The following is a 15,220-nucleotide window of genomic DNA, read 5'->3' on the forward strand; positions in this document are numbered from 1 at the left end:
GGGGACCAGGTGGCAGGTCCAGATTCGCCGGCAGGGATTTCCTCCAAAATCTCGATCATTTCGAGACCGTAAGAGTGCATTGGAGTGGGCTCGGCACTGGGACGGTCAAGCTGACAGATGCGACCTACCTTTATCACCCAAGGTGCTCGACAGGATCACGCTGGGGCAACTCGTCACCCGATACAGAGATGAGATTTTGCCCACGAAGAAGAGCTGTCAGGTCGAGACGTACATCCTGAACGCCTTCCTTCGCGATCCACTGTGCAAGCGGAAGCTCTCTACGGTCACCAAAGCGGATTTCGCAGCCTATCGGGACAGGCGTCTTGTATCTATCTCAGCGAACTCCCTGAGCCGACAGATCTCCCCTTTGAGGGCGATGTTTGAAGTCGCTCGCCACGAATGGAACCTTCCGCTACGGGGGAACCCTCTCGCGAAACTGAAACTTGGAAGTACGGGCGGGAGGCGGCAACGAAGGATCGGGGCGGAGGAGTTGGACGTGCTGATCAGAGCAGCCAAGCAGACGAGAAACCCCTTCATTCTGCCAATGATACTTCTTGCCCTCGAAACCGGGATGAGGCGGGGAGAACTCATTGGGCTCGAATGGGAGAACATCGATTTTAGGAGTCGAACAGCTTTTCTTCCGATGACCAAAAACGGAGAAAGCCGCTTTGTGCCGCTTTCACCAAAGGCGCTCGAAGTGTTCGGAACGCTGCCTGTCACCGACACACGGATATTCCCAGCGTTGACCGGCAACGCAGTAAGGCTGGCGTGGGAACGAATGCGGAAGCGAGCGGGGCTTGAGGACCTGCACTTCCATGATCTCAGGCATGAGGCGGTCAGCAGGTTTTTTGAAAAGGGCCTCAGCATCCCTGAAGTGGCACTCGTGAGCGGACACAAAGATCCCCGAGCGCTCTTCCGCTACACTCATATGAGGGTACGCGAGATTGCCGAGAAGCTCTCAGCGAGCTCTTCATAAGGCGGGAGGAACCTAAGTGACCCTTGTGCTGACATCCGCTTGCAGAATCCTTCGAGCCTCACCATCTACCGAAGGTTCTACAATGCGAGTGCAATCGGTCAGCCTTTTTTAAGTCCGAGGGCTGAAGGCTCGCTTATTGATTTTTGATTGAGACGCCTTCGGAGGGTTGGTCCGGGCGTAAAGAGTTATTGCGACCCTATTCGAACGTATTCAGATGCCCTACACCCCTCCCCGTCGTCACGACATAATGCATAGCAAGCACCTTCGCCTGAACTTTAGGCTGGGTGAACCCTTGTTCGGACCTTACCTGGATCAGCTAGCGGAAGATGTCATAAGGCATCATGGTCTAGGAAACAGAAGAGATCTAAGGGAAGCCATCAAGAACAGCCTGGCGCTCGTTCTCGGGAATGCATACCGCGCACATCAATTAGATCCAGATCGTTATGTAGTCATCGGGCTTCGAAACAAAGACTATAAGATCTCTCCACACAACCCGTTTAGAATGAATATAAGACAGACTAGGAATGTAATAGACTATTTGGCACGTGAAGGAGGTCACGGTTATTTAGAACGAAGGGCTGGCAACTTTATTCAAGAACAAGGAAAGGGATTTAGGACAAGAGTAAGGGCTACGAGACGTCTCATCGAAGAGATTGATCGATGGGCCCTACGAGAAGATAATAACAACCGTATTACTGGGAACACTTTAGAGAATAATCCAAACTCCCCTGAACTCTCACAACTATTTTCTATTCATACCCCTCCCCTCTTACAACTCAGAGACCCACAGGGAGGATCACTCTCATTCAATCCGACACACGAAACGGGCAGGATGAATGCCAATCTCGTTGCGCTCAACAGGTTCATAGCAGAGGATCACTGGATCGATCTGCTCATTCCCGACCGGGAATCTAAGGCTCTGAGCCAAGGGACAGACGAGGAGCAGGATGCCTTTGGAGAGCGTAGCGGATCTCGGAAGGACCTCGACCTTCTCGGCAGAAGTCAACTCTACCGTGTTTTCAATAACAGCACGTTCGGCAATGGAGGGCGGTTCTATGGAGGCTGGTGGCAAGAGATCCCAAGCCGGTACCGTAGATTCATCACCATCAACGGCTATCCGACTGCTGAACTGGACTACTCCAACCTGCAGATCGCGATGCTCTATGCCCGAGAAGGCCTGAAGCTGGAGGGTGATGCGTATTCGATCGACGGCGTACCTCCTGAGTTCAGGAAGCTTATCAAGTTGACCACCCTCAAGATTATCAACGCCGAGGGTCGCATCAAGGCACCTCGCAAAGACATGCTTCCGCCGCGAGTGTCGTGGCGGGACCTTCAGAGTGCAATCAAGGAGAAGCACACCCCCATTGACCGCTATTTCAACACCGGCGTGGGTATTGAGCTTCAGCGACGGGACGCAGACATTGCAGAGGAGGTGATGCTCACACTGATGGCAGAGGGCACATTAGCCCTTCCGGTTCACGATAGCTTTATCGTGGAGGATGGGAGACAGGACAGGCTGAAGCAGGTGATGTCAGACGCTTATCGCAGGCTGGAGGGCCAAGCCATCGAGATCGACGCCGACACCACCTGGCATGAAGAGAATCTGCCGGAGAACGCACAGCTTCTGCACGATCTTGGCGTCAAGGATCTCGAGGAATACGTTTCGGAAGTCGAAGAAGGCCCAGACTACCGCTACTATCTAGAGCGACGCAGAGCCTTCATTCGACAGAAGGGAGAGCGATGGGTACGAGAGCACCGCATTCGTATATGAGCGGTTACGGCGAACCACGACATTGAAGCCTACAACCTCTCAGGTAAAGCTGCCAGCACCGCCATTGCGTCCGACGTCAACTCAACCCCCTCTCGCCGGATTCTATTCAATAGACCTGCCTTGGTGCGGTAGTAAGCCATCCCTCGCCACCTAGCCTCACCCTTGTCCAACCCACCTCTCTTTTGCAGTATCCATTGTATGCCATCCTTGCACAGGATCACCCGCCACCTTTCATTCAGGTCTACGATCTTGAAGGGATAGCTCTCCCCCTCTTCCCGGATGGCCTTCCTTGACCCATAGAGCTTGGCGAGAAGCGATTTCGGATCATCTACGGTAAACGTAATCATCTTGGGGTGAGCCGTCATCTCGCCACCCTATATTCACAATTCACTTTGATCATAAAATTCCTTTCTACAATATCCTCCTACATGTGTTCTACCAGCAATACTTGGTAGATAAGATATTATACCACATTTCAAGTAAAATTGCAATTTTAATCATCCTAAATTATAGTAACTTGCAGGATGAATTCGATGGTTTACACCGAGATTTCCATCTTTTACGTGATGGGCATATACGCGTACCAATACGCCCCCACCTGGCACTCGCCCGCCCCCCCCCCGGATCAGCCACTCTCCACACTCCGCGTGATGCTGAGCATTGCCGACCGTCTGCACTGACGCCGCTAGAGTAAACCTTTCTGGCGGGCCTCTCTGTACACCTTCTCGTATTAGTCGTGAGAAGACCTCCGGGTGTTCAAAAAACCCCGGCGACAACGGCAAGAAATTCCCTCGAAAAATCAGGCTTACTCAGCACGGCAAAACAGTGTTCAATAAACAGATGTTTGGTGAACAGGAGGGAAGAGTGAAGCGAGCAGCATTGTACCTGCGGGTGAGCACCAGAGATCAGACTACCGAGAACCAGCGCATTGAACTGGAGCGTGTTGCGGCAGCGAAGGGATGGCCGATTACCGCCATTTACGAAGACGAGGGTATTAGCGGTTCACACGGTAGAGATAGGCGTCCACAGTTCGACCAGGCCCTGAAAGATGCTGTGAGGGCGAGATACGATGTGCTCATGAGCTGGGATGTGTCCCGCCTCGGTAGGAGCCTTGCAGGTTTGGTCCAAACACTGGAGGAGATGCAGGCGAATGGCGTCGATTTGTATCTTCACCAGCAGGCCGTTGATACAACTACGCCGTCGGGAAAAGCCTTATTTCAGATGTGTGGCGTGTTCGCAGAGTTCGAACGATCCATGATCTGCGAGAGGGTTCGTGCCGGGATTGCTAGAGCCGTGGGGAGTGGGCAGAAGCTGGGACGCCCCAGACTACGGGTAGACAGACCGACCATTCTGGCTGAGCGCAGCCAAGGCCACTCGATTCGCAAAATCGCAAAACGACATAATATTTCCGTCGGTAGCGTTTACACGATCATCAAAGCCGGGAGCGAAAATACACCTTCATTCGGTAAGGGCTTCTGTCGACTCTGACGTGCTCGCTTCCTCACTCGGCGCAAAGATATCATTCAGGGCCCAGGCCAGCCGCATTCCTGCAGCCTTCAATCTCCGTTCAACGATCGGCCAATTCGCTTGGTAGTAGACCACATTTAAGGCGTAGCTCCCATCCTCCCGGCGCAGGTGCTTTGCATCGCGTACGATTTCCTTGGCGAGCTGATGGCTTTCCCAAGCCCAATCCGCGATCGAGGCCCGCTCTCTGGGATCGCTTTCTTCCGCATCCACTCGACCAGCAAGCCTTTTCCATTTTGCATTTTGCTGTCGGATGATGTCGGTATCCCAAGCCTTGTGGAGACGACTTGCCCGGATAGTATGAAGGGGCTGATGGATATCGCCCACGAAATGGACCAGATACTTCAGGGCGACCATCTTGGCTGGATCTGGTAATTTTGGGTCTGACAGCGCCCGGATATTAGCGCCGATAGCCGCCACTACGCATTGTTTCTCGGGACAATCCCTGTCGGGAACGTACTCTTTAGCGCCGAACGGCATCAGGACAACATGGGACGGTTGTACGGGTATAGTCAAACGCCTCACATGGTCCGCCCAATTCGCCACTTGAACAAGGGACTTCTTGCCTTCCGTGGCGAGGATTGCAGCTATCCTCTCCCGTGCCGCTGACGTGAGATGTCTCTCTGCAATTGCCCCGACAACCTGGTGGCCAATTGTGCCCCATGCCAGAGCGTGACAATTCATTGTCCAGAGCGCCCCGACAACAAGAAGGCACCTACAGAAAAACAACATATTTTCGGTCCTATGCGGAATGGCTCCAAGGAACAGTCCAGATTTGTAAGACGTTCACCAGTTCAGCCTATTCCGGAGGTGTGTTGGTTCCATGAGGGCATGCCGGAGACTTTCGTCAAGGACGGCATCTGCCATGTCTACTACTTCATCCCGCTAGGCTGCCGAGTGTGAGTCTCAGATCCATCACGCCGGAGGGTCCGCACTTCCGCGCTCGACGGCAATTGCTCCAGCTGTTGCAGTATCCTGGTGCTGATCTCTTCTAGAGAAGCTTCTGTCGCGAATGGGATGTAGTCCGACAACACGTTGGAGATCACAGCGCGTTTGCATTTCATAGAGAACTCTCCGAAGAACCGAGTCGTCTTATGGGTGCCGTTCATTACGTTACGATGACACTCGGCTCCTTCCAGCTCTCGCTAGAACCGCAGCCCCCTGCAGTCCTAACCCATTGTAGCAGTTCACTCGCTCGCTGAAATCTTAGAAAGGTAGATCGGGCAGGAACGTAGGTCTTCGCTCGGCTTTGCTCTCGCAGCTCGATCTCGAGCTTGCGGTGTGCCCAGGCTTTGTTGTAGCGCATTGAATTCCCATGGCTGAATGCGAGTGATCCAGTGTCTGTTGCCGCGGAGAGAGTTGCCTTCATAGGATGGAATCCGTTTCAGCTACTACATTTTCTAAGGCTCATCCGCGCGCTGCCCGGTTCCGTTTTTGTTCTGGAGGATCGCGGCTCTAACCTGGAGATGTTTCCGCATGACCTACTGCATGCCTCCAGTTTTGAAATCTTGATCGCCAACAAGGAAATGATGGAGGATCTGGACCGACGTTTCGATGTGATCGTCTGTCAGACGCCGTTCCATGGCATCGATCTGATCAACGACGCCAAGATCGTGATGGTGCAGTACGGCTACGCGAAATCAGCTCACAATTATGGAGCATGGCGATCCCTTGCGGATTTAACGCTTGTGTATGGAGACGTCGCGGCGCAGCACATATCCCGTTTCTGCCCTGTCGACGTGATCGGCTGTCATCGCTTTGATGACTGGCGGGATGAGGAGTGGCGTGCGGATGCCGTGCAACGACATAAGTCAGCACTGGATCGGGGAAAGCCGATCCTGCTTTATGCGCCCACTTGGGGAGAGTTGAGCAGTTCAGATCGTTACTTGGATTCCCTCTTAACGCTACGCACAGATTTCACGCTGATCGTCAAGATCCACCACAATGTCGGTGATCAATTGCGACTTCCCGATGACGTGATCCGCTGTGGACGAGAAGACGACCTGTTCTCGTTGATGTCGGTATGTGACGCCCTGGTGTCAGACTATAGCGGGGCCATTTTCGACGCAGTCCTCTGCCGCGTACCCACCATCCTACTCGATATGCCGACAGACTGTCTGGTAGGAAACAAGACGGAAAAGGGAAGCCTAGAAGTCGGTCGGCGAGAAGAATTAGGACTCAGGATCGCTTCTCCCACCGATCTGAGTTCCGCGAGGCTTCAAGAAGCTTTCGATGATCCGATGCACCTACTTGCGAGGAGCGACCGCGTCCGGTCAGAGCTATTCTACACGGGCCACGCTACAGAAAGGTTTATCACTGCACTGACTGAAATATCCAGTGAACGTCGCGATCGGCCAGAATACCAAATTTACGTGCGCAACGAAGTCCGAGAGCGCCTAGCCGCCCAGCGGGCGCTTAGGCAAACCCGAAGGGAACTGAAGGCAAAGCTTCGCGACCTACGCTCCAGATCCATAACTCTCCCCTTTCGGATCAGGGGCCTGTAGTCGTCATCGCTATGTGTCCGGGTGCCACCCTTTGCGACCCGAATCCCTCTCAATGTGGGCAACACGATCTGCTCTGCAGGGTCCCTTGTCGTATATCGCACTGAACGCTGTCCCACTTAGACCTGTTTGGTCGCGGGCCTTGCCCACGATGGCACGTTCCCTTAAAGCCGCTTAGTAAGCCGGCGCTGTTGTTCAGTTCAGCGCTTGTGAATAGTCACGAGGGTTGTATGTCTGAAACTTATCGATTGGCAGTCGAGGGAATGCTTTCGGCCTCTCAGTTAGCGTTTTCTGATTTGACGGCTTTTAAGGAGCCCAACACACCTGTCACCTTGAGTTTTGACGATCCAGAAATCAGATTCTTGCGCATCGGAGTGCCAGGGCTCCCCCGCTTGGATGCTGGGCATGTCTCGGTGTTCTCAAAGGGTGAGAGTGGTAAGAGTGACCGGGTTTCGACACAGCCTTGGAATCCGTCACTCCACGCTACCAACCTTGAACTTTTTAACGAGATGTCGACTGCATCCCTGGATGTTGGCTCCGCGATCAAGCTCTCCCACTTAGTGATCGAGAAGGCCATGTTTTCAGGGGCAAAGACCCCGGATTTCGTCGCGGCCGCGTCATCTGACGGCACCGAGTGGCAAGTACTCTACAATTCAAAGGCCCGCGCTATCGAGCGAACCAAATTCATACGTGCTCTAGGGAAATCGGCTGCGCTAGGCACTCCCCTTCGGGCAGAGATGCTGGCCATTGCTGAAATTGTTGCTGCCATGGCGAACAATTACCACCAGCGCTCATATCAACTCATGAAAGACTTCAAACTGCCCCGTGAGGCTGTCATTGCCATCCGTGATATTTTCAACGAGCGTGTGCTCGGGAGTATGGATCTGGAATGGAACCATCACGGTGTGCGCCGTTCCTTCAGATTCTGGTCTACTGCTGAGAAAGTTACGTACATTAATTCAGCAAACACCTTTATCGAGGGCCTTTCGAAACAGGTGTCAGATAAGGTTTGCCTAGGGTTCGGATCAGTGCTCTCTCTTGTTCGAGACCGGGACTTAATCCCTCACGACGATGATTTGGACATTATTCTCGCATTCGATCGCGAAGAAGTACCTACAATTTCGCAAGGACTGGCGATAATAGAGGATTTCGCTGCGCGAAATGGCTATGAACTCAACAAGGTCGCCCCCTCGAGATCAGTAAGCCATCGCCAGCTTATTATTTCGCGGGGGGCCAAGAAGGTTGATATATTCGTCGGTCTTTGCGAGGAGGGCCGAGTGTCCTGGCTTCCCCAGAAACGGAAAAGCTTAGCCGTTAGCGATGTATTCCCTTCGGTTAAGGCATCGCTTCTCGGAGTCGACTGCCTCGTTCCAGCTAACGCTCTCAGATACTTGGAGATCGTTTACGGAAAGGATTGGCATATCCCCGATCCCTTTTTCAGCCACAATTGGAGCGTCAAGGACTACCTCGATATCCTCTAAGTGCACTTTCAGCATGGAGCATGCTGAGTTCCGTCCCTCGAAGGTGCGTGGCTACCAGCAACTTGCCACTTTGGGTCGACGATTGCGACGCTGCGATCACCCCTCGCTCGCCTATCAGACCCAACGCCTCGCCGAGGTCCTCACCGCAACCGGCTCCGACACTGTGCTCAATGCGGGCTTCGCGTCTCCCCCTGTTGCCCAACTGCGGCCTCCGGTAACAAAACGCCTCGCCGCTCGATCAAAGCTTAGTGGCGATGGCGGTGCGGGCTCGATCGTGGTCGAAGAACAGGCTCTCGTTCAAACGTTCCTCCCGCATCCGGCGGTCAGCACCCTGCATCGCGGAGAATGCCTGGGTGCAGAGAAAACCAGCGGATACAGCAGGCCTAGGTAAAGCTCTGACGCAGATCCTTCGCTCCAGAACTGCCAGGCGCGCTTTTGCAATCATTGTAATCTGTCGAGCAGCCACTCCGCGGCCCGCCGGGAGGCATTACCATCCTCGTTAACAACATAGCGCCGAATCCAGTGGGCGTATCGTTCGCTGTAGGCCTGCATACTGGCGCTTATGTCCTCCAAAATCGCGCTGACTTCCTCTTTCGTGCGCGCTATCGGACAAGGAATCTCGTTCTCGAAGTCGATATAAAACCCGCGCAGGTTATCACGATATTCGTCGATGTCGGGCGCATAGCAGATCATTGGCTTTCGCGTCACCGAAAAGTCGACCATCGTTGAGGAGTAATCTGTAATCAATAGATCACTCATAGCGTACAGATCCGTGATATTCGGATAATAGCTCACCTCAATGAGGCGAGGGTTATTTGACGTAATCAACGGCACACTGATTTGATGATGGCGGCGAACGAGGAAATAGCAATGCGGATGCTTTTCACAGAGATGCTCCAAGTCCAGGGCTTGATCGAAGCGGTACTTCCCTGAAGTTGAGTATTGATTGTCCCGCCACGTCGGTGCGTATAAGGCTACGGTGGATTGATCTGGTATACTGAATAGACGACGAAGTCGCGCGCGCTCCAGTACCGCGTCAGGCCGACTGAGCATGTCAATACGCGGCGACCCCACCTCAACAAACTCGCCGCCAAAGCGAAACGCACTGCGAAAGAGTTGGCTAACATAGTCACTCGGGCTTAGAAGAGCATCCCAGTTAGCAACTTGCGCTGGCAATTCGGCCAGATAATTCTTGTTGAAGAATTGGACCTCCGAGATATCAAAGCCAATTTTCTTGAGGGGGGTGCCGTGCCATGTTTGCAGCACAATCTGCCCTTCTCTCCGTTTAAATTGCCGCGGGAGGTCATTGTTTATCACCAGCGCAGCGGCCTCACCCAGCGCGGCGTAGAAGGCTGTGCTAAACTTGCGCACAGTGTTGACGTTGACGGGTACCGGAACGGTTGCATCCCGCGCCACGAACACTAGCTCGTATCCGGAAGTCATGCCGGCGAGAGCATCGTGGATTGCCTTCGGATGATCATCAATCCGCTTCCCGCCCCAAGAATCGAACAGGATTAACGGTCGAACTGGCTGGCTTCTAGTACTGCCGTAGACCGCATGCTCAAGGCGAGCCTGATTGTCCTTTCCACTCTCATGAGGTGGGAGTGCTGCTCTGACCTTCAGGCGCATCCCCTCTTGCGTCTGAACCAGTTCGAACGAGAGCTCCCCCTTCTTCAACTGGAGTTTCTCCGTTGATGCAATTGAGCACCGGAGAGTAGATCCGGCCTGATCGAACGCGCAGATCAGATATTCTCCAGTGGGCAACGGCGCGACGACGCCGGGCGCGCGCTCTACACTCGTTAAATCCAAATGCGCGACGAGACACTCGGCTTGTTTTTCAACATCAAAGAGGAACTCTTGTCCCCCCTCCTTCGGCGTCATCGACAGTCGCGCGCCATCGACGGAAGTCCGAAACTTGGCACGTAAGCTAGTGCCTAAGAACCTGATCTCCTCAATCCGTATCTCACGCGAAGTGACTCCATTACCATCTTGATCGGAGGTGATCCCAAATTTCCGGGGCGAGACATCGGTGGGCACATCCTTCTTCGGCGATCTACCAACCGACTGAAACCAGTTTGCGCTCTGCCGCACAGCCTGCCGTACGGTTTTACCAAGACTTTGGTTCTGAATTGCTACCGCTAGTTTCTGATCCGCAGTGCTATAGAAACGTCCCTTGGGTGACATCAATCTCCGCAAGAACGCGCGAAGAGCAGTCGGACGATATTTGAACGGAAGCCGATCCGTCCAGGTGTACTCGCCGATCGTCATTGAAAAGTGCAGGTCAAATATACAATCTTTTCCGCCAACAAATGAATTTAGAGAGCGAAAGTCGATTCTAAACTGAAACCCGCCCCAACTATAATCGTGGGCAAAGGGAGACTTGGCTACTAGCTCCTTCCGAAACACCCTAGTAACTTCAATGGGGACCCTGATGTCTCCATCTCTGACATTCGCCCATACCCTAATCTCACACGAACTGGGATTCGAGAGATTTACGCGGTCTATATGCGCGCTAAAACTAAAGATGCCGCCTTCAGGTAGCGTCCAGTGCCCGGTCTTCCGGATCACCTTCCGCAGCGATTCCGTAGCATCAAATAGAGGCCCGGTTGTCTCCTCTCCACTCGCGCTAAGCGGTAGGGTCGCATAGAAGCGGCCACCGACCTGTTTCGTCTGCAACAACGTTTCGGGATTAGAGCTTATCGATAGAACTCGCTCAACAGATTCCCTCCTATCTTCCAATAACAGATGGTAAACGCTACGCCAGACAACCGGAAGCCTTGGGAATACCAGTTCTTGGTTGACTGACGTCAGAACCTTTTTCAGCTCACTGAAGAGGACGTCCCTGTATTCGGCGCTTAGTTTCGCGCACACGCGCAAATAGATTGGGAAATCTATCGTAAGCGTCTTTACGTCAAAATCATTTAGAAGAGTTCTGTAATTCGCGTTTTCTTCATACTCCGACCTCGTCGACAAGATCGCTCGACATCTGTCTTGCAAAGTACTGATTTGTTCGCGACTTTGTGTGATAGACGAGTTATCGTTTCTTACCCGCCAATAGTATATAACATCCGCAATCACGTCCACCGACCGCGCTCGAAGGTACGCGCGGTTGATTGGCTGTATGTCTTCGTAAAGCATCCCCTCTGGGAAGCGGCCAACTTCCTCCCGGATGAACGAGGTTCTAAAGACTTTGTTCCAGAAGGTGATGTCATAGATCAATTGGGGGGAAAGATGGATGGTTGTTGACTGTACAGTGGCCCGTATCGCTCGGTCGTGGATAGTTGACTGCTGGAGTTGTCCATTCCTCCAGCGGCGAACGCCACCTGTTGCAAAGTCGGAGCCGCTAATTAGCAAACTATCCATCAACAGGTGATGGGCATCGCCAGTTATAACGTCGTCTGAATCGACATAGGCAATGAACTCTCCCTTGGCGAGGTCAGTGCCAACGTTTCTCGCCCGCCCAGGTCCAGAATTGTCTATGGTAACGATACGTATCCTGTCATCCTTAGCGGCAAACTGTTCAGCTACAGCTAGAGAGCCGTCCGTAGACCCGTCATTCACTAGAATGACGTCCAGGTTCTTGTATCGCTGGTTGAGAACGCTGCTAACGCTATCTGGCAGCAACTGCGCAACATTGTGAAACGGAATAACCACGCTAAGAAGCGGTGAAACGACTCTCGCCGATCCTGAAGTGTCCGAGTTCATTCTGATGCTCACATTAGTCAGGCGTTATAGCGCAGGCAGGGTCAGACTGCTGGGTGCGCTACGATCCCCTCCGTCCTCAGCTGCAATCGACACGCGCGATCCGGACAACCCCGAGAGGCTGGGCCGGCAGTCAGCGGCCCGGTCAAGCCACTGCGACACTAGATCGAACGGGCTGCATAGCTATTCGACTACGCGGAGGCCGACGCCCTGATTTCTGCCAGCAGCTCCGTTGTGGAGATACCCTCCGTACGCGGCAGATAGACGACTTGGCAAAGATGCCCCCAGTGATCAAAGCGACCCTCCCAGTCATTGCCCATCACAAGGATGTCGGCCTTGTATTTTTTGATGTACTCGCCCTTCTCCTCAAGCGAGTGCTCCAAAAATACCTCGTCAACTCCCGCGATCGCCTTAACAATCTCCATGCGATCGAACTGCGAATAAACAGGCTTCTTCTGTTTCTTGGAGAAATTGAGGGCGTCAGTCGAAACACCTACCGTGAGATGCCCCCCCAAAGCTCGTGCGCGCTGTAGCATCCTAACGTGACCAACATGCAAAACGTCGAAGGTTCCAAACGTAATTACCCGCTTCATTCCCCTACTCCAATTGGTAACTTATTCATGAAGATCTTCGGTAGGCTCGCAACTCAATCCCCCCGGAACGAGACATCCTCCACTAATGTGCCCGGGTGAGTTCAAGCCGACCGTTAGGAACGATTCACCGTGGCGATTCTTGACGATCACACGTCAGCAAGACTCTCCTGACATTGCGTTTCCCCCTTCAGGAATCGCCTTGCGGCCGACCCAAGCCGAACAGACGAAGATCACTATGACCGCTTAGTGCACATAAACCGCGCGACGTAGGCATCGTCGGATTTGTATTTGGCGAAACCAAACCCCTCGACGAAATACTCCGCACTGAACCCCCGCAGCCCCATCTCGGCAAGAAACGCGCTCGGCTCCACAAAGCGTCGGTAGTGAGATTCCGTCACTTTTTCCAGACTCTTGTCGCGGACCGTTCTGAATTCGAAGGCCAATCTGTCGCCGTCTTTACAAACCTGAGCGCAGGTATCTAGGAATGCGGCCTGTGCGGCATCATCAATCGCATGGATAAAGAAGCGGGCATAGATAAGGAGCGGCAGGTCGCCGTTCTTGGCCTCTTCGATGGTCCGGACAAGCGTGTTCTTGTCGTTCACATCGATGGAAGCGAACCTGGCAGGCATACCGAGCCGATCTGCCAGGGCTTGCCCATACTCGACAGCTGCAGAGGATCCATCTACGCCGAGGGCCGCATTGCCATAGGATGAGAAAAAGATTGTATCTCGGCCATTGCCGCAACCGACATCGACTATCAGGTGCGGTGAGGCTAGTTCGCCCTGAACGAACACCGCGAACTGAGATGGAACTGGCCGCCTCTCACGGCTTTGGCTTGCGTAATAGCCGTTCCAGTATGATTTCAAATCCTGCATCGCTGTCCCCGATCGAAGGTGGCTCGGCAACTTGCAGGTTTCAGATCGATCGTCAATGCTGCGAGGCGGTCAGCACCGAATCCAGCTTACTTCGAAGCTGGAGGAGATTGCCTTAGCGATGGGTTGCCTTCATTCACGCTCTTAGTTTTGAGCGAATCGGGCGGGCTGGCGGCTTAGGAGCCGTAATCGCCTTCTTGGGGGGATCCAACGCTTCGAGCATCTTCCGGATGGTGCGGAGCGTCTCCAATTGCAGCTCGGCGGGTGAAACATTGGACTTGTCCGGCTTAGCCGTCTCTTGGAGTCCTCCCTTACCACTTGCCCTGTGGAGCCGCTCCCTTTCAGAGGCTCCCTTCTTCATCGTCTCGAGGAGCGACAACGCCTCCTCGAACTCAATCAGCCTCCGCCTATAGGGATCGAAGTATCGGGGATAGAGGATGTACGCGCCGGCGAACAGCTGCTCGATCGTCAGCTTTCGAGACCGCCGCGCTACTCGCTGTCGATCATCAGTGAGCCCCCACCCCGAATAGAACGGGGCCCCAAGGCATGTAACCGGGATTCCCCTGATCAAGGCCTCGAAACCGGATAAGGACGTTATCGTGTAGACCTGATCGATTGTCTGCAAGGCATCGGCAAGCGAGATGTCTTCGAAGAGAACCTGGGCTATGCCCAGCACCTCACGCGAGTCTGACTGGGGTGGGTCCTTTCGGATGCCGCGCAGGACCTCTGGGTGAGGCTTGTAGATGATCTGTGCCTTGGGGTTTTCGCTTCGCGCGATCCAAACGAGGTCGTTGTTGGTAATCCCCGGAATGTTGCACCCCTTGAGGATGGACATGTCGCCTTCGACTTGGCCAAGGACCAGAATACGCTTGCGGTCCTTTGGCCCATAGATCTCATCAACGTCGACGCCGAGTCCGACATTGTATTTGCTGAGTCTGCTCGCGAGCAGTGCCTCAATGCCGGCCCGGCCCCTCGCGACCACCTCAGGGTTCGCATCGAACGGGAAGGTGTTGAGAATCTCCTCCAAATCCGATGGGCTGGTCGGGTCATAGTACAATGCCTGGCGGTCGATGCAGATCGAGAGCGGAGGTACCTTGGTTGCGCCGAGCTGGACGGATCTTATGAAGCCGTCCTCGACCCGGTTAAGGGGAATTTTGTGCCGCTCGCAGAACCGCCTGACGAAATCGGGCTCTTTGTAACCCCAGACAAAGACCTCCGCCCTTGATCGATGTCGCAACAGGAGCGGGGCGGTAACGAGCCAAAATTCTTTCTTGGAAAGATTGTACCTTTCACGCCTGATTTCACAATTCGGAAGCCAGTCACTGATAAATGTCTTCCAAGGCGAGAACCCGATCACCACAGAGAACTTGTTAATAGATGCCTTATTCAGCCGAATTGGAATCAAGCAATAGCGATATATAGCCTTGATCCATTGCGATATACCAATATTCGTCATTCGCGCAACGCTTCCACCAGAACGTCAGGTCCCCACCGACCCGCCGCTCGGCTCGCAGCCTCGATAGGGAACCAGGGTTCCATTTCGTCTTTTCCACCCAATATGGAACTGATGTGAAGCACGTGTGACAATCTTGTCCGACGAAGGGAACCGAGGACCGACTACATCTAGGCGAAGTTTGCGCGTCGTTGCCTGGCCTCGGTTGGTATCGGCACGCGTGGCGTCTGCTCAAAGGAATCAGCCGGTTCGCGAACCTTGACGGTCGTCGACACCTGATCGCATTAGGTTACTCTACCACCGGAGTTGGCAAGCGAAGCGGTGGCCCAAATTTGAGGTGTTCAACT

General features: G+C 53.7%; 11 protein-coding genes. 5 read left to right on the plus strand and 6 right to left on the minus strand.

Features of this window, described 5'->3' with window-relative positions; all coding sequences use genetic code 11:
* The first annotated feature begins 142 nt into the window (after positions 1–142).
* Both HUI96_RS17530 and HUI96_RS17535 read left to right on the plus strand, forming a co-directional pair.
* Complete coding sequence (locus HUI96_RS17530; protein WP_337918432.1) at positions 143–976, plus strand: tyrosine-type recombinase/integrase; 834 nt, start codon at positions 143–145, stop codon at positions 974–976.
* A gap of 214 nt (positions 977–1,190) precedes the next feature.
* Positions 1,191–2,747, plus strand: a complete 1,557-nt coding sequence (locus tag HUI96_RS17535) for a hypothetical protein (RefSeq protein ID WP_188255977.1) — start codon at positions 1,191–1,193, stop codon at positions 2,745–2,747.
* Between the two features lie 29 nt (positions 2,748–2,776).
* On the opposite strand, the gene HUI96_RS29100 is transcribed toward HUI96_RS17535, so the two are convergent.
* A complete protein-coding gene (locus tag HUI96_RS29100) occupies positions 2,777–3,112 on the minus strand; it encodes a hypothetical protein (RefSeq protein ID WP_210320213.1) in 336 nt (111 codons plus the stop codon).
* Positions 3,113–3,611: 499 nt separating this feature from the next.
* On the opposite strand from HUI96_RS29100, the gene HUI96_RS17540 reads away from it, so the two are divergent.
* Positions 3,612–4,235: a recombinase family protein gene (locus HUI96_RS17540; RefSeq protein ID WP_337918433.1), complete on the plus strand. Its 624-nt coding sequence runs from the start codon at positions 3,612–3,614 to the stop codon at positions 4,233–4,235.
* Here the strand turns inward: HUI96_RS17540 and HUI96_RS17545 are convergent.
* Positions 4,206–5,003, minus strand: a complete 798-nt coding sequence (locus HUI96_RS17545; RefSeq protein WP_337918434.1) for a S1/P1 nuclease — start codon at positions 5,001–5,003, stop codon at positions 4,206–4,208. The two genes, HUI96_RS17540 and HUI96_RS17545, sit on opposite strands and share 30 nt — an antisense overlap.
* Before the next feature lie 605 nt (positions 5,004–5,608).
* On the opposite strand from HUI96_RS17545, the gene HUI96_RS17550 reads away from it, so the two are divergent.
* Both HUI96_RS17550 and HUI96_RS17555 read left to right on the plus strand, forming a co-directional pair.
* Entirely contained in the window at positions 5,609–6,775 is a 1,167-nt protein-coding gene (locus HUI96_RS17550) for a CDP-glycerol glycerophosphotransferase family protein (protein ID WP_188255979.1), read from the plus strand.
* Between the two features lie 227 nt (positions 6,776–7,002).
* Positions 7,003–8,253: a hypothetical protein gene (locus tag HUI96_RS17555; protein WP_188255980.1), complete on the plus strand. Its 1,251-nt coding sequence runs from the start codon at positions 7,003–7,005 to the stop codon at positions 8,251–8,253.
* A gap of 441 nt (positions 8,254–8,694) precedes the next feature.
* Here the strand turns inward: HUI96_RS17555 and HUI96_RS17560 are convergent, their stop codons facing one another.
* From HUI96_RS17560 to HUI96_RS17575, 4 genes are all read right to left on the minus strand, one after another.
* Positions 8,695–11,958, minus strand: coding sequence for a bifunctional glycosyltransferase/CDP-glycerol:glycerophosphate glycerophosphotransferase (locus tag HUI96_RS17560; protein ID WP_188255981.1), 3,264 nt, complete (start codon positions 11,956–11,958; stop codon positions 8,695–8,697).
* Positions 11,959–12,146: 188 nt separating this feature from the next.
* Positions 12,147–12,548, minus strand: a complete 402-nt coding sequence (locus HUI96_RS17565; RefSeq protein WP_188255982.1) for an adenylyltransferase/cytidyltransferase family protein — start codon at positions 12,546–12,548, stop codon at positions 12,147–12,149.
* A gap of 233 nt (positions 12,549–12,781) precedes the next feature.
* A complete protein-coding gene (locus HUI96_RS17570; protein WP_188255983.1) occupies positions 12,782–13,423 on the minus strand; it encodes a class I SAM-dependent methyltransferase in 642 nt (213 codons plus the stop codon).
* A gap of 133 nt (positions 13,424–13,556) precedes the next feature.
* Positions 13,557–14,876 (minus strand): capsular polysaccharide biosynthesis protein, encoded by a 1,320-nt coding sequence (locus HUI96_RS17575; protein ID WP_188255984.1) that lies wholly within the window; start codon positions 14,874–14,876, stop codon positions 13,557–13,559.
* Between the last annotated feature and the right edge of the window lie 344 nt (positions 14,877–15,220).

The sequence above is a fragment of the Pseudaminobacter soli (ex Zhang et al. 2022) genome, from assembly GCF_014595955.1.
GTDB lineage: Bacteria > Pseudomonadota > Alphaproteobacteria > Rhizobiales > Rhizobiaceae > Kumtagia > Kumtagia pseudosoli.